The sequence below is a fragment of the Pseudomonas sp. B21-028 genome (assembly GCF_024749045.1).
Classification (GTDB): Bacteria; Pseudomonadota; Gammaproteobacteria; order Pseudomonadales; family Pseudomonadaceae; genus Aquipseudomonas.
Map to the genome: position 1 here is coordinate 560,084 of NZ_CP087184.1, position 22,198 is coordinate 582,281.

General features: G+C 60.1%; 19 protein-coding genes and 1 riboswitch. Of the genes, 13 read left to right on the forward strand and 6 right to left on the reverse strand.

Going from position 1 to position 22,198, the window contains the following annotated elements:
• Positions 1-5 precede the first annotated feature (5 nt).
• Positions 6-638 carry a phosphotransferase gene (locus tag LOY35_RS02480; RefSeq protein WP_258630324.1) on the reverse strand — a complete coding sequence of 211 codons (633 nt, stop codon included), beginning with the start codon at positions 636-638 and terminating at the stop codon, positions 6-8.
• Between LOY35_RS02480 and LOY35_RS02485 the strand changes: the two genes are divergently transcribed.
• The 10 genes from LOY35_RS02485 to LOY35_RS02530 all read left to right on the forward strand — a co-directional run bounded on the left by LOY35_RS02485 (position 621) and on the right by LOY35_RS02530 (position 12,284).
• A complete protein-coding gene (locus LOY35_RS02485) occupies positions 621-1,901 on the forward strand; it encodes a capsular biosynthesis protein (RefSeq protein WP_258630326.1) in 1,281 nt (426 codons plus the stop codon). The genes LOY35_RS02480 and LOY35_RS02485 overlap by 18 nt on opposite strands.
• 5 nt (positions 1,902-1,906) lie before the next feature.
• A complete protein-coding gene (locus LOY35_RS02490) occupies positions 1,907-3,082 on the forward strand; it encodes an O-antigen ligase (RefSeq protein WP_258630328.1) in 1,176 nt (391 codons plus the stop codon).
• Between the two features lie 129 nt (positions 3,083-3,211).
• Complete coding sequence (gene msbA, locus LOY35_RS02495; protein WP_258630329.1) at positions 3,212-5,002, forward strand: lipid A export permease/ATP-binding protein MsbA; 1,791 nt, start codon at positions 3,212-3,214, stop codon at positions 5,000-5,002.
• Positions 5,002-5,898, forward strand: coding sequence for an antimicrobial resistance protein Mig-14 (locus LOY35_RS02500; protein ID WP_258633449.1), 897 nt, complete (start codon positions 5,002-5,004; stop codon positions 5,896-5,898). Before msbA ends, LOY35_RS02500 begins: the two co-directional genes overlap by 1 nt.
• 16 nt (positions 5,899-5,914) lie before the next feature.
• The gene (locus tag LOY35_RS02505; protein ID WP_258630333.1) at positions 5,915-7,333 is read left to right on the forward strand and encodes a PIG-L deacetylase family protein; all 1,419 of its coding nucleotides are present in this window, start codon (positions 5,915-5,917) and stop codon (positions 7,331-7,333) included.
• 127 nt (positions 7,334-7,460) lie between these two features.
• The gene (gene cysC, locus LOY35_RS02510) at positions 7,461-8,060 is read left to right on the forward strand and encodes an adenylyl-sulfate kinase (RefSeq protein WP_408981241.1); all 600 of its coding nucleotides are present in this window, start codon (positions 7,461-7,463) and stop codon (positions 8,058-8,060) included.
• A gap of 140 nt (positions 8,061-8,200) precedes the next feature.
• A complete protein-coding gene (hldE, locus tag LOY35_RS02515; protein WP_258630337.1) occupies positions 8,201-9,622 on the forward strand; it encodes a bifunctional D-glycero-beta-D-manno-heptose-7-phosphate kinase/D-glycero-beta-D-manno-heptose 1-phosphate adenylyltransferase HldE in 1,422 nt (473 codons plus the stop codon).
• A gap of 100 nt (positions 9,623-9,722) precedes the next feature.
• Positions 9,723-10,697, forward strand: coding sequence for a glycosyltransferase (locus LOY35_RS02520; protein WP_258630339.1), 975 nt, complete (start codon positions 9,723-9,725; stop codon positions 10,695-10,697).
• Between the two features lie 4 nt (positions 10,698-10,701).
• Positions 10,702-11,403, forward strand: coding sequence for a hypothetical protein (locus LOY35_RS02525; protein ID WP_258630340.1), 702 nt, complete (start codon positions 10,702-10,704; stop codon positions 11,401-11,403).
• A 74-nt stretch (positions 11,404-11,477) separates the two neighbouring features.
• Entirely contained in the window at positions 11,478-12,284 is an 807-nt protein-coding gene (locus tag LOY35_RS02530) for a hypothetical protein (protein ID WP_258630342.1), read from the forward strand.
• Positions 12,285-12,286: 2 nt separating this feature from the next.
• Here the strand turns inward: LOY35_RS02530 and LOY35_RS02535 are convergent, their stop codons facing one another.
• The 4 genes from LOY35_RS02535 to LOY35_RS02550 form a co-directional block, all read right to left on the reverse strand.
• Positions 12,287-13,252 carry a metal ABC transporter ATPase gene (locus LOY35_RS02535; protein WP_258630343.1) on the reverse strand — a complete coding sequence of 322 codons (966 nt, stop codon included), beginning with the start codon at positions 13,250-13,252 and terminating at the stop codon, positions 12,287-12,289.
• Between the two features lie 33 nt (positions 13,253-13,285).
• Positions 13,286-14,098, reverse strand: coding sequence for an aldo/keto reductase (locus LOY35_RS02540; protein ID WP_258630345.1), 813 nt, complete (start codon positions 14,096-14,098; stop codon positions 13,286-13,288).
• Entirely contained in the window at positions 14,095-15,270 is a 1,176-nt protein-coding gene (locus LOY35_RS02545; RefSeq protein WP_258630347.1) for an FAD-binding oxidoreductase, read from the reverse strand. The genes LOY35_RS02540 and LOY35_RS02545 overlap by 4 nt, the downstream gene beginning before the upstream one ends.
• 260 nt (positions 15,271-15,530) lie before the next feature.
• Positions 15,531-15,863 carry a multidrug efflux SMR transporter gene (locus LOY35_RS02550; RefSeq protein WP_258630348.1) on the reverse strand — a complete coding sequence of 111 codons (333 nt, stop codon included), beginning with the start codon at positions 15,861-15,863 and terminating at the stop codon, positions 15,531-15,533.
• Positions 15,864-15,965: 102 nt separating this feature from the next.
• Here LOY35_RS02550 and LOY35_RS02555 point away from each other — a divergent pair, with 102 nt between their 5' ends.
• Complete coding sequence (locus LOY35_RS02555) at positions 15,966-16,856, forward strand: LysR family transcriptional regulator (RefSeq protein ID WP_258630350.1); 891 nt, start codon at positions 15,966-15,968, stop codon at positions 16,854-16,856.
• A 22-nt stretch (positions 16,857-16,878) separates the two neighbouring features.
• Complete coding sequence (gene waaA, locus LOY35_RS02560; RefSeq protein ID WP_258630352.1) at positions 16,879-18,159, forward strand: lipid IV(A) 3-deoxy-D-manno-octulosonic acid transferase; 1,281 nt, start codon at positions 16,879-16,881, stop codon at positions 18,157-18,159.
• A gap of 165 nt (positions 18,160-18,324) precedes the next feature.
• Here waaA and LOY35_RS02565 read toward each other — a convergent pair whose 3' ends face one another.
• Entirely contained in the window at positions 18,325-19,764 is a 1,440-nt protein-coding gene (locus LOY35_RS02565) for a TolC family outer membrane protein (protein WP_258630354.1), read from the reverse strand.
• Positions 19,765-19,919: 155 nt separating this feature from the next.
• Positions 19,920-20,025: riboswitch (TPP riboswitch) on the forward strand.
• Between the two features lie 175 nt (positions 20,026-20,200).
• Here LOY35_RS02565 and thiC point away from each other — a divergent pair.
• Complete coding sequence (gene thiC / locus LOY35_RS02570; protein WP_258630356.1) at positions 20,201-22,090, forward strand: phosphomethylpyrimidine synthase ThiC; 1,890 nt, start codon at positions 20,201-20,203, stop codon at positions 22,088-22,090.
• Positions 22,091-22,198 lie beyond the last annotated feature (108 nt).

Sequence of the window (22,198 nt, forward strand, 5' to 3'; positions counted from 1 at the left end):
ATGGTTCAGGCGCCCAGGACCACGTTCAACTCCCGAGCATCGCACACGTTTTGTCCGCCCAGGTAATGTTCAAGGAATTGGTTGTCCTTGAGCAGCCACTCGCGGTCCTGACGATAACGCAACATGTGTTTGAAGTTGCGCAGACGCAGACTCTTGCGCAGCGGCTTGGGATAGGCGCGCAGGTCGGCGATATCGATCAGCCCCAGAGTGTTTTCTGGGGTCAGTACCAAGTTGCCTAAGTGGGCGGAGCGAAAATAGATGCCGGCCTGATGCAGCTGCGCTACGAATGCACCGAGACGTGCCCGAAGGTCATCATGACCTTCCGCATCCAACAATTGGCGTAGGGTGCGGCCAGGTAAGGGGTCGTAGTGAACGGCGTCACGCTCAATGTCGGGAATGCGGTAGACCTGACGGACTTGGGGGCACTCAATGCCACGTTCGCGCAGAGTCTGGCAATTATCGGCGAAGCGCTCGGCGTAAGGAGCCCATAGCGCCGATGTCAGCAGCCGCTTGCGGCGAAACAGCTTGAGAATCGAGCCGTCAGTCAGGCGCAGCACTTTCTCCCCTTTCCTATCGGCCTCGAGAACGTTGGCGCCTTCGCGCAGGCTGAGGTATGAGTTATGGTCGAGCTTTTGCATCAAGGCTCCAAGGCTTGGCCTGATGGAATGGGCGGCCGAGCATGTTACCGCAGTGTGCATGTCGCAAAAAACCGCTGTGGTATACTGTTGCGCCTTTTTATAAGAGGCATTCGCTCGAAGCTGCCTATTTTTGGACACTCCATGACGAAAATGCTTTTCCTTTCCTTGGCCAAGCATCAGGGCCTGTACTTCAATCGTCTCCTCAATGAGACCGAGCTTCAAGGTAAAGTCGTTACTCCAGCCCAGATGCCATGGCCCATGTTGTCTGGAGTGTCTCGGGTTGTTTCGAACATCGACTGGACCTCCCTGATCGAGGAAAAATGCGCAGAGCGGCGTGTCAAGAACAAGAGCAGCGGCGGCCTCTATCGTCTGTTGCTACGGCTTGAACTGTTCTGGATTGCGCTACGCGCCCAAGCTTTACTCAATCGGGAGCGCCCCGATGTGCTGGCGTTCTGGAACGGATCACACCGTTACTGCCGTCTGCTAGTGGCCCTAAAGCCTGCGGCATGCAAGACGTTCTTTTTCGAGAATGGGCTGCTGCCCGACACCACCACTGTAGATCCCAAGGGCGTGAACTTCCTTAACTCGGTTCCCCGCGAGGCCGGCTTTTATCTGAACTACCCGTATTCGTTGCCGGAAAGCCAGAACACACCAGTACTTATCCCTCGGGCGCCTCGAAGCGCTGGTCCGGCTCCGATTGCTTTGCCGGCGCAGTTTGTCTTCATTCCGTTCCAGGATGATCGCGACAGCCAGGTCCGGCTGTTCTCGCCCTGGGTTCGGAACATGCGTGAAATTTTCGCGCTGGGCGAGCGTCTGGCCACCGAAGCAGGGTTGACCGTGGTGTTCAAGGAGCATCCTTCCAGTCGAGAGACATATCCAGAATTGCACGCACGCACCCACGATCGCCTGCTGTTCGCCAACGGCAATGCCACCCAGCAGTTGATTGAGGCCAGCCAGTTCGTGGTCACAATTAATTCGACGGTGGGCCTGGAAAGTGTGCTGCTGGACAAGCCAGTGCTTACTCTCGGTCATGCGTTTTTCAATGTGCCGGGGCTGGTGATGCACGCCGACAGCGCCGACCAGTTGGTGGAGCTGGCGCGGGCATTTCCCCGGTGGTCACTCAACGGGCAACTGCGCCGCAACTTCCTGCATTACCTGTCCGAGCATTACTGCATCAAGGGCGGTTGGAAGAACGCCGATCAGGAGCAGTTGCAACGGGTCGCTCGTCGCATGCTGGGAGAAGTTCAATGTCAGGGCGAGTAAAGCTATTGATCAACAAGAACGCATTAGCGATTTGGGCGTCAACAGGTCTCCTTGTAATGCTCTGTGGTGCCTGGGTGCTGCCCAGTAACAAGCTTTACCACCAACTGATGATCTTTCTGTTGTGGGTTCCCGCCTTGTTGGCGTTGATACATAGGGACTTTCGCTTAATGTTAAAAGGGCCCGAGTGCATGCTCTTTGCCCTGTTTGCGGCCTGGACGATTGCCGTGGTCATGGTTGAAGGAGGCGACAATACCTTGAGCAAGGTCAAGGTAACCCTTTACGTCGTCTTGACTTTAACGGGCGTACTGCTGGCAGCCCAGAACCGTTTATGGCGGCTTGAGTCCATGTTGCTATATGCGTCAATACTGGGTGGCTTTTTTGCAGCCGTTTCCTGGATTTACTTCTACGGCATATCCGTCCAGCCGTGGCGCGGCCGTGTAATCGCCATTGGTTTATGGAACACGCCCATCATGGCCGCCCATGCGGTGGGGGCTCTGGCGATCTTGGGAATTTTTACCCTGCAAACCCGTCGCTTCAAGCCGCTGATCATGGCGCTGCTGCTGGTTCCGGTGCTGGGTTATGCGCTGTTCCTGGGCTTCAACCAGACCCGCGGCGTGTGGATCGCTCTTGGGGTGTGCCTGTTGGTAATGGGGGGCGCGCGTCCGTCCCGGTTGGGCGGTGTGCTGATCTTTCTAGTGATCCTCGGGGTGGTGGGGGTGGCAGCATTGCGACCGGAGCTTTTGTTGCAGCGTGGCGTGTCTTATCGACCTCAGTTGTGGCAAGGCGGTCTTCAGTTGATGCTCGATCATCGGGTGATGGGGGTAGGATTCACCGAGTACCAGATATTTATTCCGGAGCTCGGTAGGGCGTTCAAACATCCTCACAACCTCTTCCTCGACACCGGCGTGCGCCTTGGCGTACCGGGCCTGCTATTGTTCGGCTGCCTGTGGCTGGCGGCTGGCTGGCGCGGCTGGGTTTGCCGCGCACAGCCGTTGGGTCAAGCGTTACTGGCGCTTTGGGCTTTTTCCTCTACATCGCTGTTAACCGACGGCATCGGACTGTGGCTCAAGCCCAATGCGGACTGGCTGGTTACTTGGTTGCCGATCGCCCTGAGCTTCGTGTTGGCGGCCCGTGGATCTGCCGCCCCCCAGGAACCTGTACTACAAAACGGGACGACCTGATGCTCATGACCGTGGAGCGAAGGACAAGCCCGGGCATTGCGGCGGGGGGCGGACTGAGCCGGTGTTGTCATGGGTTCGCTGTTACAATCTGCAGCTTGTCTGTCTTTCCAAATGTCTGAGGCAAACCGAATGGCCAATTCCGACCAGCCATCGAGCATGAAGATCTACATGCGATTGCTGAAATATGTGCTCCCTTACTGGAGCGCTTTTGCCGTCAGTATCGTCGGCTTCGTGCTGTTCGCATCCAGTCAACCGATGTTGGCGGACATGCTCAAGCATTTCCTCGATGCCTTGCAAAAACCCAATGACACCCGATTCATGGGCGTTTCGCTGGTGCTTGGGGTGCCCCTTCTGATCGTGTTGATTGCGGTCTATCAGGGCATAGGTTCGTTCTTGGGCAACTACTACCTGGCCAAAGTCGCCCGCGGCGTTGTCCATGACCTGCGATGTGCCCTGTTCGACAACTTGCTGACGCTGCCTAACCGCTACTTCGATAACCATAACTCCGGCCACCTGATTTCCCGTATCACCTATAACGTAACCATGGTTACCGGGGCGGCCACCGATGCGATCAAGGTAGTGATCCGCGAAGGACTGACTGTGGTGTTCCTGTTCGGCTACCTGCTCTACAGCAACTGGAAAATGACCCTTGTACTACTGGCAATCTTGCCGGTGATTGCGCTGCTGGTGAGCAGCGCCAGCAAAAAATTTCGTAAACAGAGCAAGAAAATCCAGGTGGCCATGGGCGATGTAACCCATGTCGCCTCGGAGACGATCCAGGGTTACCGCGTGGTGCGTAGTTTCGGCGGTGAAAACTATGAAATCTCGCGCTTTCATGACGCCAGCGCCGACAACATGAACCGTAGCTTGGGCATGACCCGTACCCAATCGATCTACACACCGATGCTGCAACTGGTGATATACATCGGCATGGCAGTACTAATGTACTTGGTGTTGTACCTGCGTGGCGACGCTTCTGCTGGTGAGTTGGTCGCGTACATTACCGCTGCAGGCCTACTGCCCAAGCCCATCCGCCAGTTGTCGGAAGTCAGTGCCACGATCCAGAAAGGCCTGGCTGCGGCGGACAGCATTTTCGAGCAGCTCGACGAAGAGCCGGAAGTGGACATCGGTACCAAGGAAATGGCCCGCGTCAGTGGTCGCCTGGAAGTGCGTAACCTAAGCTTCCGTTACCCAGACACTGAGAAACTGGTACTTGATGATATTTCCTTCACCGTCGAAGAAGGACAGATGATCGCTCTGGTAGGGCGTTCAGGCAGCGGTAAATCAACCTTGGCCAATCTGATTCCGCGCTTCTATCACCATGACCAGGGCCAGATCCTGCTCGATGGCGTAGACATCGAAGACTACAAACTGACCAATTTGCGTCGCCATATCGCTCTGGTGACTCAACAGGTCACCCTGTTCAATGACAGCGTTACCAACAATATCGCCTATGGCGACCTGGCCGGCGCGCCCCTTGAGGACGTGCGCAAGGCCGCCGAAGATGCTTATGCTGCCGAGTTCATTGAGCAAATGCCCCAAGGCTACGATACCTTGGTGGGCGAAAACGGTGTGTTGCTGTCCGGTGGTCAGCGCCAGCGTCTGGCGATTGCCCGGGCTCTGCTCAAGAATGCGCCGCTATTGATTCTGGATGAGGCTACCTCGGCCCTCGACACCGAATCCGAACGCCATATCCAGGGCGCCCTGGATCAGGTCATGAAGGGGCGCACCACGCTGGTGATCGCTCATCGCTTGTCGACCATCGAAAAGGCCGACATGATCCTGTTGATGGACAAGGGGCGTATTGTCGAGCGCGGTACCCATGCCGAGTTGCTGGCGCTGAACGGTTTCTATGCGCGCCTGCACGAGAAGGATTTCGTCGATGGTGCGGATGAGACGGTGAAGGAGTCCTTCGTTTGATATTGAGTCACTGGCGGGTCTGGCGGGAGAGTGGTTGGACCCCCATCGATGCAACGGCTTACGCTCAGGTCTGGCGGGCCTTCGGCGGCAGTGTGGCGACGCACCCCGAGGTGGTAGAGCGTCTGGCGGGGCTAGTGGGCATTCCCGTGCGCTACTTGGGCTGGTTCGTCGACGGACACCTGTGTGCGGGCATGCCGACTTGGGGCCGTCACGTGGCCTTGTCCAAGGATGTGCTCAAGCGCGAAGGCAAGCGTTGCATGCTTGACCTGGGCAATGCCGAAATCATTCTTCCGGTGGCCGAAGAGGCAAGGGTCCGAGTCAGGCATCGCATGCGTTACGTGTCGTCGCTCAACGCTACATGCCTCAGCGGCCTTTCCGAACAACCTGAAGGTCTGGCGCTGGCTCGCGCTCCTGAGGATTACAGCAAAAAATTCCGCTACAACCAGCGCCGTGAACAGCGCTTGCTGGAGGACGCCGGCGGCATTGTCCGCCCGATGTTGGAGCTCAGTGCCAGCGAGCAGGCGCGTATCTACGCAGAGCTGTTCCAGCGCCGCTGGAATTTCGAAGCCCCAGGCAAGGTGCATCTGGCCGAGGTGTTCAGCCTGATGCGCGAGTTCATGACAGGCTCGCTGATTTACCTGAACGACGAGCCGGTGGCGATACAGATCCTTTACCGGGTCGAGTCGCCCAAGTGGGTAAGCCTGGAATACATCAATGGCGGGGTAGACCCACAGAGCCGCGATTTCAGCCCCGGTAGTGTGCTCAGCTTTGTAAACACCCAAACGGCTTGGGAGCAGGCCCGGGCGTTGGGCAAACCATTACGTTATTCGTTCGGTCGTGCCGATCGCGAATACAAGGATCGCTGGTGTCATCGGGTTGCGGTCTATCAGGTTTGAGCGGGAGGGCATAGCCATGAGCGGACGCAAGCAGCAACTTCTCAAGCGCCATCGTCGACGCAAGCGCCTAACGCTGGCCGGCATGCTGCTGGTGGCGTCATTGTTGGGTCTTTTCGTTTCCTGGGTTTTGTTGCCGCTGTTCCTGTTGCTGGTCTGGATCGCACATGAAGCGTGGTTTTCCGACCATTTGTTCTATGCGCCTGAGGACGATTATCGCTATGAATTTCCCCCAGGTACGCCGAATTTTCCCGTTATCTTGAGGGACGGTCTACTGCAAGTCACGGACGAGTTCGATACGCAACAGACCCTGATCCTTCAAGTACGAGTCAGGAGCCAATGGCTGGGTCGGTTCCTGGATCCTCAAGTTTGGATCGGTGATGATCGGCAGGATCTGGAGCGTGGTGTGGCGGGGGAGCGTTTCCTCAACCTGACTGGACAGGATGTCGGACTGATTGCTGGTACCTTGAGTCTGCGTGGACGCTATTGCACTCTCGCGTCTAATGCAATCTTGTACGTGTTGAGCAATCCGGACTTTGGCCAGCAACGCCTGCTGGTCGTTGCGCCTCATGCCGATGATGCTGAGCTGGCGGCTTTTGGCCTTTATAGTCGGGCGTCGGACGTGACGATTGTGACGCTTACTCAGGGGGAGATCGAGGCTGAGCATTATCGCGACATGGGTCTGGATGCTACCGCGGCTGCTCGCCTCAAGGGCCGTCTGCGTAGTTGGGACAGCCTGTCTGTCCCTCTATGGGGGGGCGTCCCCCAACAACAATGCGTGCAGTTGGGCTACTACTGTTTGCGACTGGATGCGATGGCGCAAGCTCCGCAGCAGAGCTTCGGCTCCCTGGAGTCAGGCGAAAGCGATATTCGTAATGTGCGTCGGTTCAATAGCTTGAGTTTGCCGGGCGACGTCGATGGCGAGCCCACTTGGCATAATCTGGTGGCCGATCTGGCGTATCTGCTCGAGCATCACCGGCCCGACGCAGTGCTAACGTCTCATCCCGAGCTGGATCCTCATAGCGACCATGTCGCCAGCACTCGAGCGTTGATGGAGGCAATTGAGCTTGGTAGCTGGCGCCCGCGTACGCTGTTGCTCTACGCTAATCACTTACATGACAATGATCGTTGGCCCATGGGCCCTGCTGGGTACGGTATTGCCTTGCCGCCGGCCATCGAGCCGTTGCCGGCCGATGGGTTATGGAGTCCTGTGCTGGACGAGTCAGTCCGGATGGACAAGGCAATGGCCTTGGGTATGCAACATGATCTACAAGGCCGTCCGCCATTCAAGAGACGGTTGCGCCGAATGATTCAGCGATTATTGGCCGGGCGTCGCTGGCCTCGCACCGGGGAAGATGAGTTTTTCCGCAAGGCAGTACGCCGGCATGAGCTTTTCTGGGTGCGAGCCTTGGATGTCCAGCAACTGGATGATCATTGATCTTATTAACGGTCGGTTGAAGTAACCCCCTCAAGTCATGGTTTGCTCGGCGAGTAAGTCGGCATGGGTGACCTGGTGCGGCAGAGCGGGTGAATCACTACCGCGGGAGACGTTCGGTATGGACAGGATGTCAAAGGTATCGTCGCGGCAGTCGCCTGCTCAGTCATGCGCGCAGACGGTCTCCCCGCAGGCTCGGGCGACCATCAAGTCTCAACGACCGCAGTGTTTCTGGCTGACCGGGCTATCCGGGGCGGGCAAGTCTACATTGGCTAACGCGCTGGAATTACGGTTACACGAACAAGGCTTGCATACGTCCCTGCTCGACGGCGACCTCCTGCGCCAGGGGTTGTGCCGAGGGTTGGGGATGGATGCCGAGTCCCGTCGGGAGAATATTCGGCGTATCGCTGAGGTGGCACGGCTCATGGTCGACGCCGGCCTGATCGTCATCGTTGCGGCGATCTCCCCCTTTAGAGCGGACCGTGAGGCCGCTCGGCAATTATTTGCCCAGGGGGTTTTTCTTGAAGTTTATGTAAGCACACCTTTCGAGGTCTGTTCCCAGCGTGACCCCAAGGGACTGTACCGGGAGGCGCGCGCGGGACGGATCAAAAACTTTACTGGGCTCGACAGCCCTTACGAAGCGCCGCTTGCACCGGACTGCCAGATCAATACTTGTGAGGTTGAGCTGGCCGAGGCCTGTGAGCAGCTATTGGCGCTGCTGCGGCGCTGATTTAGCGAGCAGGCATCGCGTGATTCGAACAGTGAGGGAGTAAGTCTGTTGGCGAAGATCATGGCAAACAGCTATGAACGAGCCTTTGCAAACCCTGTGCTAATATCGCGCCCCTGTTCATTTTGTATGTGGGATGCTCCATGAAGTTGTCCATGCCGCGATTCGATCAAGCCCCCGTTCTGGTGGTCGGCGATGTCATGCTCGACCGCTATTGGCATGGCGGTACCTCACGGATCTCCCCTGAGGCACCGGTACCGGTGGTCAAGGTCGAGCACATCGAGGACCGCCCTGGTGGCGCCGCCAACGTCGCCCTGAACATTGCTGCCCTCGGCGCACCGGCCTCCCTGGTGGGCGTGACCGGCGACGATGAGGCCGCCGACACCCTTAGCAACAGCCTCAAGGGGGCCGGGGTGCGGGCGATCTTCCAGCGCATTGCGCATCAGCCAACCATCGTCAAGCTGCGGGTCATGAGTCGGCACCAGCAACTGCTGCGGATCGATTTCGAAGAGCTTTTCGCCACTGATCCCCTGGCCCTGGGTGCCGAAGTCGATCAGTTGCTTGAGGGCGTCAAGGTGCTGGTGCTGTCTGACTACGGCAAAGGCGCGTTGAAAAACAACCAATCGCTGATCCAGGCCGCCCGTGCCCGTGGCATTCCGGTACTGGCCGACCCCAAGGGCAAGGATTTTTCCATTTACCGGGGTGCTAGCCTGATCACGCCGAACCTCAGTGAGTTCGAAACCATCGTTGGCGGTTGCGTCGACGAGCATGAACTGGTGAGCAAGGGCGCGCAGCTGATGCACGACCTGGACCTCGGTGCTTTGCTGGTGACCCGTGGCGAGCACGGCATGACTTTGCTGCGTCCCGGTCACCCGGCGTTGCACTTGCCGGCCCGCGCCCGTGAAGTGTTCGACGTGACGGGTGCCGGCGATACAGTGATTTCCACCCTGGCCGCGGCGATTGCCGCTGGCGAGGAGCTGCCCCATGCGGTGGCCCTGGCAAACCTGGCGGCGGGCATCGTCGTCGGCAAGCTCGGTACGGCGGCCATCAGCGCGCCGGAACTGCGTCGTGCCATTCAGCGCGAGGAAGGCTCCGAGCGCGGCGTACTGGGTCTAGAACAACTGCTGCTGGCCGTTGACGATGCCCGTGCCCACAACGAAAGAATCGTCTTTACCAATGGCTGTTTTGACATTCTGCACGCGGGCCATGTGACCTACCTGGAGCAGGCCCGCGCCCAGGGCGATCGCCTGATCGTTGCGGTCAATGACGATGCCTCGGTGAGCCGACTCAAAGGCCCTGGCCGCCCGATCAACAGCGTAGATCGGCGCATGGCGGTGCTGGCCGGTCTTGGCGCGGTGGATTGGGTGATCAGCTTCAGCGAAGGCACGCCGGAGAATCTGTTGCGCCAGGTCAAGCCGGATGTGCTGGTCAAGGGGGGCGACTATGGGATCGATCAGGTCGTGGGAGCAGACATTGTCGCTGCGTACGGCGGCACCGTGAAGGTCTTGGGGCTGGTGGAAAACAGTTCGACGACGGCGATTGTCGAAAAGATCCGCAATCGTTGACGGACTGCCGCACGCCGAAAAGCTCCGGCACAACGACTCTGCTTGGGATGATGAATCTTCCCATGAATTTAAGCTTTTTCGCCCTCTGGTTGATTAGTTTATGAAAGTCATGCTGTTGGTGATGGATGAGCAGCGGGTGATCCTTGATCGCCTCTATGAGGTCGTGCAAAAGAACTGCGACGATTGCACCATTTATCGCCTGAGTAAGCAGCAGCAGATGAACCTTGGCCGATTCCTGGTCTCGGTCAATCACGAGAGCTTCGATCGGGTTGTGATTTTTTCCCGGGTAAAACGCTTGGTCCGGCAACTGAGGGTATTGAAGTGCGTGCCCGGGTTGATCTTCCTTGAGCACGACGCTTATCAGAACTACATGAGCGAGAGTAAATACAAGGGCGTCTACTCGCGCCTGTACCGCCGTCTGCCGAGTTGCCGAGCTCTGGTCTCGGGGGCTTTGGTAGCTCGTCGGATGCAAGCGGAGGGCATCGATGCGGTGTTCGTTTCCAAGGGTTATGACGAGCAGATGTTGGGTAATACCGGCAAGGAGCGCGACATTCCCATTGGTTTCCTCGGCAGCCTCAAGAGCACCGAATACGCTCAGCGCAAGGCACTGCTTGAGTCCCTGGCCCGGCGGACCGGGATGCTGGTAGCCCGTACGAAGTCAGGTAACGAGTATCTGGAAACGCTTAATCGCATCAAGATATTCGTCAGCGCTGACCTGGGCATGGGGGAGTTCATGATCAAGAACTTCGAAGCCATGGCGTGTGGTTGCGTGCTATTGGCCTGGAGCCAAGGTGAAGAGGATGAATTACTTGGCTTCAGGGACATGGAGAACGTCGTTTTCTACCGTTCCGAGGAAGAGGCGGTGCATAAGCTGGAGCTACTGCAGCGGGATCCGGAACTGGCGGCGCGGATTGCCCATAGCGGCCAGGCCTTTGCCGAGAGCCGATATTCTTTCGCCCGCGTAGGGCAGACCTTGGCCGCCGAGATTCAGCGCGAAATGCGGACCTGGCAACCACCTTCGGCGCTTGTCCGCTGGTGGGTCAAGTTGCGCTACGGCATGAACGTACCGGAATAGACACATGGATCAAACCGTTCGCCCGCGTGACGAAATGTCGCTCGACGAATTGCCAGGCGGCCACCAATCGGTTTTGGGTGCGTTGCCCCAGGCATTGAAGGATTGCCTGGCCAAGGCTTCTCGGGTGGTGCTTGTGGCAAATAATCCGGCAATCACCGAAGCCGACTTCCGGGCGCTCGATATCGGCAGCGATGATGTGGTCGTGACATTCAACACTTGCATGAAGGCGGCGTTTCTCACTCCGCAGAGCGTCAATGTGTTCGTACACGGCTTCAATGCACCCGACGCGTATTTTTTCGGCTTGCCCTACAAACTCCAGGTGCAGCGATTGTTCGAACTACCTGGAGCGCGTTGCTTCACGATGCTGGTGGGGTGCACCGGAGCCATGTCTCCACTGCCAGGCGTCGCGCTTTATCAGGAGCGCATTCCACTGCCACCTTTGTGGAACTACCCCGTCGACAGGGTGGACGGTAAGCGCTACGTCGGTCCGTCTACCGGTTTCAATGCGTTGGTGGTGTTCGATTGGCTTCGTGGGCATGCGGGGTATACCTACCGATTGATGACCCTGGGGTTTTCCAACGAGGCGGGAAAATTCTGGAGCGGGCACGCCTGGGAATATGAGCGACAATGGCTCCTCGAAGCCGATGTGACCGTCGTGCCGTTGCAGCACAGGCGTTGGTGGCAAGGATGGTTTCGTCGCCGCTGAGTGACATCAGGTCAGGTTGCAAGGCCCGTTGGGGCGCATTGGGCTAGTTCTATTTTTACGACAGGGCAGGACGCGTGTTGAAAGTTGCGGTGGCATTTTTTGGTATTCCAAGAAACTCGCAGATCTGTTTCCCTTCCATTCGGGAAAACGTCCTGGAGCAGATCCCGGCGGGCAGCGAAGTGCAGTGTTTTTACCACCTGTACAAGGTCGACGAAATTCACAATCCGCGTTCTGGCGAGCAAGGTGAACTGAGTGCAGGCAACTATGCACCGTTCGACACCATGATGGGCCGACTCGATTCTACCCAAGGCGTTCTGGAGCGTTGGGATTTCGAACGGGTCAAGGCTTTGGGGGACACCTGGGCAGACGGATACGCTTCGCTCAGGAATCTGATTTATCAGCTCAACTCCTTGTACAGCGTGACGGAAATGATGGAGTCGTTCGACCCGGATTTTGTTGTGTTCGTACGTCCCGATAATTTCTACCACACCGCACTTCCAACATACGTGTTTGGGCATGCCAACGTACGCCGATCGAATGCCTACATTCCGGATTGGCAATGGTGGGGCGGGTTGAACGATCGCTTTGCGATCTGTGGACGTGATGCTTACCTGGCCTATGGCAAGCGTATCGAGCGCATTTTTGACTTCTGCAAGGCGACGGGTAGAAAACTGCATTCCGAGCGGTTGCTCAAATACGCGTTGCAGCAGGCACGAGTCAGGATATGCACGCTGCCTACTACCGCTTCACGGGTGCGAATCAATGGCGCCTTTGCCGAGGAGTCGTTCTCATCCAAGCGCGGTATGGGGAAACGCGAGAATCGTTTTTTTCATTTGTTCGCTCAATGTCGCACCTACATTGATAAGCGGCGCCCGACTTGATGTCATTTTTGTAGCGTGCCGCGAACCATGCGCATCAGGCCCATGGCCTTTGTGCGGAGCTTGGTCAGGCCCGGGCGGCGAGGGGAGGTTGTTGCCAGCCCTTGGTTCGCGATCCAATCCTTCCAGCGAATGCGCTCTTCGCGAACGACCCATCCATCCTGGGTAGCAAAGCTTTCTGCCAAGTGCAGGCCGCGTGTGCCGGCCGGGACGAGTTGGTCACGTTTAAGCGTATAAAGTTCTCCGGTCGGTTGACCGTCGCGCAGCGGCATCAGGTAGAGATCGGGACGCTTGCGGTCCAGGCGAGCGACCAACTGGTCGCCCTCCAGGCGCTCATCGACGTGAAACAGGCTCAGGGACTTGGCTTCCTTGGGCACTTCCAGGCGCAAATCGTAAATCAACTGCAGTGAAGCCGTCGGCAGATGCACGTAAGCCCGTGGCCGCTCGATCAATTGCAGATTGGCGCTGCGCACCGGACGGGCCGAGCCCGACAGCGGTGTCAGCCGGAATGGCAATGCCTCGCGATAGTGCAACGCTGTGGCATAGGGCGCTGGCAGCCAGGTGTCGTTGAATCGTCCGCCGAGCCAGCCTTCAGGGGTTTCCAGCAGGCATTCCTCGGCGATTTCACTGATAGCGGTGAGGAGCGGCAAGTTCAGTTCGTGGGCCGGGACGTAACCGGAAATCAGCTTGAGCACCACATCTCCGCGATCCTGCCGACGCTGGCGCACCAATACCCAATAGTCGCGGTTTTGCCACTGCAGGGTCAGGCGCACCGAGACCCCCAGGTTCGCCAGTTCCAGGGAAAAACGTTCGGCATCGGCCACCGTCACGGGGCGGCGGCGCTGCAAGGTCTGGGCGAAATTCAGCGGCATCCCGACGCTCTGGTAGGTCAGACCTTCGGGCGTCGCCTCGACGAACAGCGGCAGGGTCTTGAAGTTGCTCGGGTTCTTCCTGATGAGCGTGCGCGGCATATCGGCTCCTGCTAAAAAACGCGTGAAGCGGCGTCAGTTTTTACGTAGGACCTTGGCTACGGTCGCGACGTTATGGGCGAGGTGCAGCGGATTGATGGTGCCGACAATAGCACTGGCGATCCCTGGGTGCTCAAACAACAGTTCGAAGCTGGCCTGGACCGGATCCACCCCGGGGCTCAGGCAGGCGTGACCGCTGGCGAGGGCTTTCTTCACCAGGATGGCTTTGCCGTGCTCGGTAGCGTAGTCAATGACCGCGGTTTCGCTTCGTTCGTTCAGATTGTAGGTAACCATGGCGCAATCGCCCTGTTCGAGGGCCTTCAGGCCACCCTCGACGGTCTTGCCGGAGAAGCCGAAACCACCGATCTTGCCCTCGCGCTTGAGCGCCGCCAGGGTTGGGTAGACCTCGCTGTCGTTGAGGATCGCCAGGTCATTACCGTCGGAGTGCACCAGTACCAGATCGATATAGTCGGTCTCCAGGCGCTTGAGACTGCGCTCCACCGAGAAGCGGGTGTGGGTGGCACTGAAGTCGTGGCGCGACTGCCCGTCGCTGAACTCTTCGCCAACCTTGCTGACAATCACCCAGTCCTGGCGCTGACCACGCAACAGCGGGCCGAGGCGTTCTTCGCTGCGGCCATAGGCCGGCGCGGTGTCGATGAGGTTGATGCCCAGGTCGCGCGCCAACTTGAGCAGCATGCGCGCTTCGTCGTCATCGGGAATCCGGAAACCGTTGGGGTACTTGACCCCCTGGTCGCGCCCGAGTTTGACGGTGCCCAGGCCCAGGGGAGAAACCTTCGGGCCCTGGGTGCCCAGGGGGCGATAGAAATCGTGCAGGGTCGGTTGGCTCATGGCAGCAACTGCTCCCAGGCTGGCACGCCCATGGGCGGCTTCGGCAGGTCCGGCAGCGGAGCCGGATGACTGGGGGTGATACCGCCCTGTTGCAGTGCGGCAATCACCCGGTCGGAAAAGTCCGGGGCCAGGGCCAGCTTGGTTGGCCAGCCCACCAGCAGGCGGTCCTGCTCGGCGAGGAAGGCATTGTCCGGACGGGTCAGGCCTGATTGCAGCGGTTCGGCGCGATCGACCCGCAGGGTGGCCCATTGCGCGGTGGTGAGGTCGACCCAGGGCAGCAATTGGCCGAGCTCCTTTTGCGCGGCGGCGATCTGCGCGGCGGGCTCGCGGGCCACGCCCTCGGCTTCGGCGATGTCACCGCCCAGGTACCAGACCCATTGACCATCGGCGGCCGGGTGAGTGGTGACGGTGATACGCGGTTTCGGCCCGCCTCCCAGGCAATGGGCATACAGCGGCTTGAGGCTCGGTCCCTTGACCAGCACCATGTGCAGCGGTCGGCGCTGCATGGCCGGCTGGTCCAGGCCCAGGTTTGCGAGCAGGTCGGCGGTACCGGCCCCGGCACTGAGGACAATGCGCTGGGCGCGGATCTCGCGACCGTCAACCTTCAGGCCCACCAGTTCGCCGGCTTCGCGCAGCGGCTCGATGTGCTGGCCGGCGAGCAGGCTGTCGCCGGCCAGTTCCGCCAGGCGTGCGATCAGGCTGGGGACATCCACCACCAGTTCGGCCAGGCGATAAACCTTGCCTTTGAAACGCTTGTCCTGCAGGGCCGGTGGCAGTTGTTCACCCTTGACCTGATCGACCCGCCCACGCACGGCCTTGCTGGCGAAAAAACTGGTGAGATTGCCGGCCAGGGTGCCGGGAGACCACAGGTAATGAGCTTCGGACAGCAGGCGCACGCCGGACAGGTCCAGCTCACCGTTGCCACCGAGCGCTTCGCGCCAACGGCGCGGCATGTCGGCAATGGCTTCCGAGGCGCCGGTCAGGGCACCATGCAGCGCATACTTGGCGCCGCCATGGATGATGCCCTGGGATTTGACGCTCTGCCCGCCGCCGAGGCTGGCACTTTCCACCAGCACGGTCGAATAGCCCTGGCGACGCAGGCGCGCATTCAGCCAGAGGCCGGCGACTCCGGCGCCGACAATCAGCACGTCGGTGGAAATAACGGATGGCATGCAGCGACCTCAGTGTTCAAGACGAAGGCGCAGTATACAGACTCGATGAGCTGAGTTTGGCCACCCATTCAGGGGCAACCCGCAAAACTGTGGCGAGGGAGATCTCCTGTGGCGAGGGATTCATCCCCGCTGGGGTGCGCAGCAGCCCCAAGACCTGATAGCGCGGTGTGCCAGGTAGTTTGAAGGGGGGGCGCTGCGCACCCCAGCGGGGATGAATCCCCTCGCCACAACTGTATTAAATACCCGGTGCTCGGTGTTCCTTAATGGCCGGCGGTCTTGGAGAATAGCTGGATCACCACAACCCCTAGCACAATCAGCGCCATCCCCAGCATCGCCGGTATGTCCAGCTTCTGCCCGTAGATGAACAGCGCCGCGACGCTGACCATGACGATGCCCATCCCGGCCCAGACCGCATACGCCACGCCCACCGGGACGCTGCGCACCACCAGGGTCAACATCCAGAAAGCGATGCCGTAGCCCGCGACCACCAGTATCAGGGGCAGGGGCGTGCTCAGGCCTTTCACCGCTTTCATCGAAACGGTGGCGATCACTTCGGCGCAGATGGCGATAGCGAGGTAGTAGTAGGCATTCATGGCGAGACCTCTTTGACTGTTGCGTCTTTCGATGTCGCCATTCTAGTGCCTGGCTAGATGCGGTAAAGTCATTACCTATCTGTTAAAGAGATAGGTTGGGTCATGAACGTTGAGTGGAATCTTGAGCAATTGCGACTGTTCGTTGGGGTCGCCGAAAAACGTTCGTTTTCCGCCGTCGCCCGGGATCAACGCAAGGCCCAATCGGCTGTCAGCAGCGCGATTGCCTTGCTGGAAACCGACTTGGGCGTGAGCCTGTTCGAGCGCAGCAGCGGCCGCCAGCCGCAGCTCACCGATGCTGGCGAGGCATTGCTCGAGGAAGCGCGGGAGGTGTTGCGCCAATGTGAGCGCCTCAATGGCCGGGCCCTGGCCTTGATGCGCGGCCAGGAAGCGTCGCTGCGCCTGGCCCAGGACGAAGCCATGCCCTATCAACCGGTCATCGACAGCCTGGTGGCGTTGGCCGAGCAATTCCCCACTCTTGAGGTGCAACTGGCCAGTGCGGCCCAGGGCGATGTGGCGCGCAAATTGGTGGAGCGTCGCGCTGACCTGGGCTTGTTGTTCTACCACGACCAGATCCCCGAAGCGCTGGAGCGCCGGGTGTTGGGCAGCGTCGAGATGGTCACGGTGTGTAGCAAGGGGCATCCGCTGGCCAGCCACGACTACGTGTCCTGCCGGGAAATGGCCCGGCACCGGCAGTTGTTGATGGCGACCCAGTCCAGCGTCTACCCCGGCAGCGAGCAGGCCAGCCCGCAGGTCTGGCGCGCCGACAGTTTCTATGTCCTGGCCGAATGGCTGAGAAGTGGCCTGGGCTGGGCCTGGCTGCCGCGGCACGTGGTGCAGTATCCGGAGTACCTGGGCGACATGGTCGAACTCAACAGTGAATGGACCCCTCCAGCGTTGGTGGTGGAGCTGGTCTGGCGCCGCGACGAACCCCTGGGCCCGGCCGCGCGCTGGCTGGCGGAACGTTTTGCGGTGCAGTTGCAGGCGATCGGCTGAAAAACCGATAAACTCCGCCGCCATGAACAGAACTCTCTATAGCGCATTGTTTTACCTGGGGCTGCCATTGGTAGCGTTTCGGCTGTGGTTGCGGGCGCGCAAGGCGCCGGCGTATGCCCGGCGCATCGGCGAGCGGTTTTCCTGGGGCCTGCCGGTCATGGCCCAGGGCGGTATCTGGGTCCATGCGGTGTCGGTGGGCGAAAGCATCGCCGCGGCGCCGATGATTCGTGCCCTGTTGCAACGTTATCCACAGTTGCCCATCACCGTGACCTGCATGACACCCACGGGCTCGGAGCGGATCCAGGCGTTATTCGCCAATGAGCCACGCATCCAGCATTGTTACTTGCCTTACGACTTGCCTTGCGCCGCCAGGCGTTTTCTTGATCGGGTTCGTCCGACCCTGGCGGTGATCATGGAAACCGAGCTGTGGCCCAACCACATCCATCAATGCGCCAGGCGCGGTATCCCCGTGGCCTTGGCGAATGCGCGTTTGTCGGAGCGTTCGGCCCGGGGCTATGCACGCTTTCCCAAGCTCACCCGGCCGATGCTGGCCGAGATGAGCCTGTTTGCCGTCCAGACCGAAGCCGAGGCCGAACGTTTCCGCCAGTTGGGCGCCCGGGCGGACACCGTTGAGGTGACCGGCTCGATCAAGTTCGACCTGACCATCGACCCGCAACTGCTCGAACGCGCCAGTGCCCTGCGCGGCCAGTGGCAGGCGACGGATCGCCCGGTCTGGATTGCCGCGAGCACCCATGAGGGCGAAGACGAGGTGGTGCTGGCAGCCCACCGTCGACTACTCGACAGTTACCCCGATGCGTTGCTGATCCTGGTGCCACGTCATCCCGAGCGCTTCGATGCCGTGCATCAGTTGTGTGAAAACGAAGGTTTTGCCACGGTCCGGCGCTCCAGCGCACAGCCCGTGACTGCACAAGTCTCGGTGCTGCTGGGCGACACCATGGGCGAACTGCTGTTTCTCTACGCGTTGGCCGACAGCGCGTTCGTGGGCGGTAGCCTGGTGCCCAACGGCGGGCACAATCTGCTGGAGCCGGCGGCGCTGTCGAAACCGGTGCTCAGCGGGCCGCACCTGTTTAACTTCCTCGAAATCGCCGCGCAACTGCGCAGCGCCGGGGCGTTGCAGGAGGTCGAAGATGCCGAAAGCCTGGCCTGGGCGATACAACGTCTGTTCGAACTGCCCCGGGATGCACAGCGCATGGCCGAGGCGGGACTGAAGGTGATGCGCACCAATCAGGGCGCGTTGCAGCGGTTGCTGGAGGGGTTGGGCCGGTTGATTTCCGACCGGTAATCGTCGCCCTTGTGGCGAGGAGATTTATCTGTGGCGAGGGGATTTATCCCCGCTGGGGTGCGCAGCAGCCCCAAGACCTGAAAGCGCGGTGTGCCAGGTAGTTTGAAGGGGGGCGCTACGCACCCCAGCGGGGATAAATCCCCTCGCCACAAAGGTTACTGCTGCTTACTGCGCCGACCGCGAACGCAACTGCTCCGACGCTGCCTGCGCCAGGTCCGGCGGCAGGAAGTCCTTGTCCGGGTTGTAGTCGGGCTTGAGGTAGCGTGACAGGTCCTGCAGGTCGGCCGGGCTGAGGGTGCCGGCGGCTTGCTTGAGGCGCAGGTTGTCGAGGATGTAGTCGTAGCGGGCGTTGTTGTAGTTGCGCACCGAGGTGTACAGCTGGCGCTGGGCATCCAGCACATCGACGATGTTGCGAGTCCCCACCTGATAACCGATCTCCGTGGCCTCCACCGCGCTCTGGTTGGAGATGATCGACTGGCGCCGGGCCTGGACCTGTTCCACGTCGGTATTCACCGCGCGGTGCAGGTTGCGGGTGTTTTCCACCACTTGTCGGCGCAGGCCTTCGCGTTGCTGCTCGGTCTGGGTGAGCTGCGAGTAGGACTCGCGCACCTGGGAGCTGGTCAGCCCGCCGCTGTAGATCGGGATACTCAATTGCAGGCCGATGGTGCGCTGCTCGGCATCGCCACCGTAGCGCTGGCCGGTCGGGCTCGGGTTGGTAAAGCCGAGGCCGTCGTTGTCGCCTTTTTTGTACTGGGCTATCGCGTCGAGCGTGGGCGCGTGACCGGCCTTGCGTTGGCGCAGCGTGTCTTCGGCGGCGTCGACGGCGTAGTTGCTGGCCAGCAGGTTGAGGTTCTGCTTGGCTGCGGTGTCGACCCAGGCCTTGGCGTCATTCGGAACCGGCGGCAGGATCGGCAGCGTATGGACGATGCCCTGGATCGAGTTGTACTGGCGGTTGGTCAGGGTGATCAGTGCTTCGAACGCATCCTCGACCTGACGCTGGGCGATGATCCGGTTGGCGCGAGCCGTGTCGTAGCTGGCCTGGGATTGCAGCACGTCGGTCTTGTCCGACAGACCGACGTCGAAGCGTTCGTTGGACTGGTCGAGCTGACGCTTGAAAGCCGCTTCCTCGGCCTTGGTCGAGGCCAGGTTGTCCTGGCTGCGCAGCACGTTGAAATAGCTCTCGGCGCTTTGCAGGATCATGTTCTGCTCGGTGGCCGACAGTTGCAGCGATGCTTGTTCGTTGACGGATTTTGCCGCTTGCAACTGGAACCAGCGATCGGCCCGGAACAGGGGCTGGGACAACGTGGCCTGGTAAACCGTGGCGCTGCGGGTGGCGGTCATCGCCGGCTGGTCGAGCTCGGTACGGCTGTTGTTCAGGTCGGCGCCGGCCGACAGGTTGGGCAACAACCCGGCGCGGGCCTGGGGCACCACTTCTTTCTGGGCGCCGTACTGGGCGCGGGCGGCGGCCAGGTCGGCGTTGTTGTCCACCGCCTCCTGATACACGCTCACCAGATCCGTCCGGGTGGATAAGGGCGCTTCGGCAGCCCAGGCCATTCCATTGGACGCACAAGACACGGCAAGGGCCAGTGAGAGTTTGCGCAGCATGAGGCGATCCCTATTTCACGGATGAGTAGCGCACAAGAGGCGCGGCGTAGCGAGTGTAGTTGCGCACGCGCATGGCAACAATCCTGTATATGCGCCATTCATCACGCCTTTTGCTGCGGTGATGGCGTTCTTTCGTGGTTGTGTCTAGACTGGCCGGGTTCTTGTCGGGGTGCCTTGCTATGAGGCTGAGATCGAATAATTTCGGATCCCGTTGAACCTGATCAGGTTAACGCCTGCGTAGGGAACAAGATTTCTCGTCACCCGGCGAGTCCTCTTGTGCTTCGTCCGGGATGTTGTTCGACCATCGACTTTCGATGTTCAAGCAGCCTCGAGCATCAAGCACAGCATCCGCACCGTCGTGCAGGATTGCGTCCATTCGCTACAGGTTCGCTCCGACAAAAATCCACTGCCTGGATGTGTGTCTGGAGAACCCGTGATGACGACAAAATCAAAAAACGCGATCAACCTCAGTGATTCGGCCCAGGTCGATCAGCAATCGGTTCAGCCTTTTACCCGCTCGCAAAAAATCTATGTCCAGGGCAGCCGCCCGGATATCCGCGTGCCCATGCGCGAAATCAGCCTCGACGTGACGCCGACCGACTTCGGCGGCGAGATCAACGCGCCGGTGACGGTGTATGACACCTCGGGCCCCTACACCGACCCGAACGTGATCATCGACGTGCGCAAAGGCCTGGCCGACGTGCGTTCGCCGTGGATCGAAGCCCGTGGCGACACCGAGCGCCTGGCCGGCCTGAGTTCCAACTTCGGCCAGGAACGCCTGGCCGACCCCGAGCTGACCAAGCTGCGCTTCGCCCATGTGAACAATCCACGCCGGGCCAAGCCGGGCGCCAACGTCAGCCAGATGCACTACGCGCGCAAAGGCATCATCACCGCCGAGATGGAATACGTCGCCATCCGCGAAAACATGAAGCTGGAAGTGGCCCGCGCCGCCGGCCTGCTGGACCAGCAACACGCCGGCCACAGCTTCGGCGCCAGCGTACCGAAGATCATCACGCCGGAATTCGTCCGTGACGAAATCGCCCGTGGCCGCGCGATCATCCCGGCCAACATCAACCACACCGAACTGGAACCGATGATCATCGGCCGTAACTTCCTGGTGAAGATCAACGGCAACATCGGCAACAGCGCGCTGGGTTCGTCCATCGAAGAAGAAGTGGCGAAGCTGACCTGGGGCATCCGCTGGGGCTCGGACACGGTGATGGACTTATCCACCGGCAAGCACATCCACGAAACCCGCGAGTGGATCATCCGCAACTCGCCAGTGCCCATCGGCACCGTGCCGATCTACCAGGCGCTGGAAAAAGTCGGCGGCGTGGCCGAAGACCTCACCTGGGAGCTGTTCCGCGACACGCTGATCGAGCAGGCCGAGCAGGGCGTCGACTACTTCACCATCCACGCCGGCGTGCTGTTGCGCTATGTGCCGATGACCGCCAAGCGCGTTACCGGCATCGTCAGCCGTGGCGGTTCGATCATGGCCAAGTGGTGCCTGGCGCACCACAAGGAAAACTTCCTCTACACCCATTTCGAAGACATCTGCGAAATCATGAAGGCCTACGACGTCAGCTTCTCGCTGGGCGATGGCCTGCGTCCGGGCTCGATTGCCGACGCCAACGACGAAGCGCAGTTCGGTGAGCTGGAAACCCTCGGCGAACTGACCAAGATCGCCTGGAAACACGACGTGCAGTGCATGATCGAAGGTCCTGGCCACGTGCCGATGCAGTTGATCAAGGAAAACATGGACAAGCAGCTGGAATGCTGCGACGAGGCGCCGTTCTACACCCTCGGTCCACTGACCACCGACATCGCGCCGGGCTACGACCACATCACTTCCGGCATCGGCGCGGCGATGATCGGCTGGTTCGGCTGCGCCATGCTCTGCTACGTGACCCCGAAAGAACACCTGGGGTTGCCGAACAAGGATGACGTGAAGACCGGGATCATCACCTACAAGATCGCCGCCCACGCGGCCGACCTTGCCAAAGGCCACCCGGGCGCGCAGATCCGCGACAACGCCTTGAGCAAGGCGCGCTTCGAATTCCGCTGGGAAGACCAGTTCAACCTCGGCCTGGACCCGGACACCGCTCGCTCGTACCACGATGAAACCTTGCCGAAGGATTCGGCCAAGGTCGCGCATTTCTGCTCGATGTGCGGACCGAAGTTCTGCTCGATGAAGATTACCCAGGAAGTCCGCGAGTACGCGGCCAACCAGCGCATCGAGGCGGTGGATGTAGAGGTCGCCCAAGGGATGGCGGAGCAGGCTGAGCGGTTCAAGCAGGAAGGCAGTCAGCTTTACAAGAAAGTGTGATCCGAGCTGATGGTGGCGGTGTCTTCACCGCCGCCATCGCGAGCAGGCTCGCTCCCACAGTGGATCGCGGTGTACACAAATCCTGTGTCTACCGCCGACCCCTTGTGG

Bases quoted from the DNA above. Each gene is read 5' to 3' on its own strand.
- LOY35_RS02485 (WP_258630326.1), top strand. From the start codon at position 621: ATGGTCGAGCTTTTGCATCAAGGCTCCAAGGCTTGGCCTGATGGAATG.
- LOY35_RS02480 (WP_258630324.1), bottom strand. From the start codon at position 638: ATGCAAAAGCTCGACCATAACTCATACCTCAGCCTGCGCGAAGGCGCC.
- msbA (WP_258630329.1), top strand. From the start codon at position 3,212: ATGGCCAATTCCGACCAGCCATCGAGCATGAAGATCTACATGCGATTG.
- LOY35_RS02505 (WP_258630333.1), top strand. From the start codon at position 5,915: ATGAGCGGACGCAAGCAGCAACTTCTCAAGCGCCATCGTCGACGCAAG.
- cysC (WP_408981241.1), top strand. From the start codon at position 7,461: ATGTCAAAGGTATCGTCGCGGCAGTCGCCTGCTCAGTCATGCGCGCAG.
- hldE (WP_258630337.1), top strand. From the start codon at position 8,201: ATGAAGTTGTCCATGCCGCGATTCGATCAAGCCCCCGTTCTGGTGGTC.
- LOY35_RS02520 (WP_258630339.1), top strand. From the start codon at position 9,723: ATGAAAGTCATGCTGTTGGTGATGGATGAGCAGCGGGTGATCCTTGAT.
- LOY35_RS02525 (WP_258630340.1), top strand. From the start codon at position 10,702: ATGGATCAAACCGTTCGCCCGCGTGACGAAATGTCGCTCGACGAATTG.
- LOY35_RS02535 (WP_258630343.1), bottom strand. From the start codon at position 13,252: ATGCCGCGCACGCTCATCAGGAAGAACCCGAGCAACTTCAAGACCCTG.
- LOY35_RS02540 (WP_258630345.1), bottom strand. From the start codon at position 14,098: ATGAGCCAACCGACCCTGCACGATTTCTATCGCCCCCTGGGCACCCAG.
- LOY35_RS02545 (WP_258630347.1), bottom strand. From the start codon at position 15,270: ATGCCATCCGTTATTTCCACCGACGTGCTGATTGTCGGCGCCGGAGTC.
- LOY35_RS02550 (WP_258630348.1), bottom strand. From the start codon at position 15,863: ATGAATGCCTACTACTACCTCGCTATCGCCATCTGCGCCGAAGTGATC.
- LOY35_RS02555 (WP_258630350.1), top strand. From the start codon at position 15,966: ATGAACGTTGAGTGGAATCTTGAGCAATTGCGACTGTTCGTTGGGGTC.
- waaA (WP_258630352.1), top strand. From the start codon at position 16,879: ATGAACAGAACTCTCTATAGCGCATTGTTTTACCTGGGGCTGCCATTG.
- LOY35_RS02565 (WP_258630354.1), bottom strand. From the start codon at position 19,764: ATGCTGCGCAAACTCTCACTGGCCCTTGCCGTGTCTTGTGCGTCCAAT.
- thiC (WP_258630356.1), top strand. From the start codon at position 20,201: ATGACGACAAAATCAAAAAACGCGATCAACCTCAGTGATTCGGCCCAG.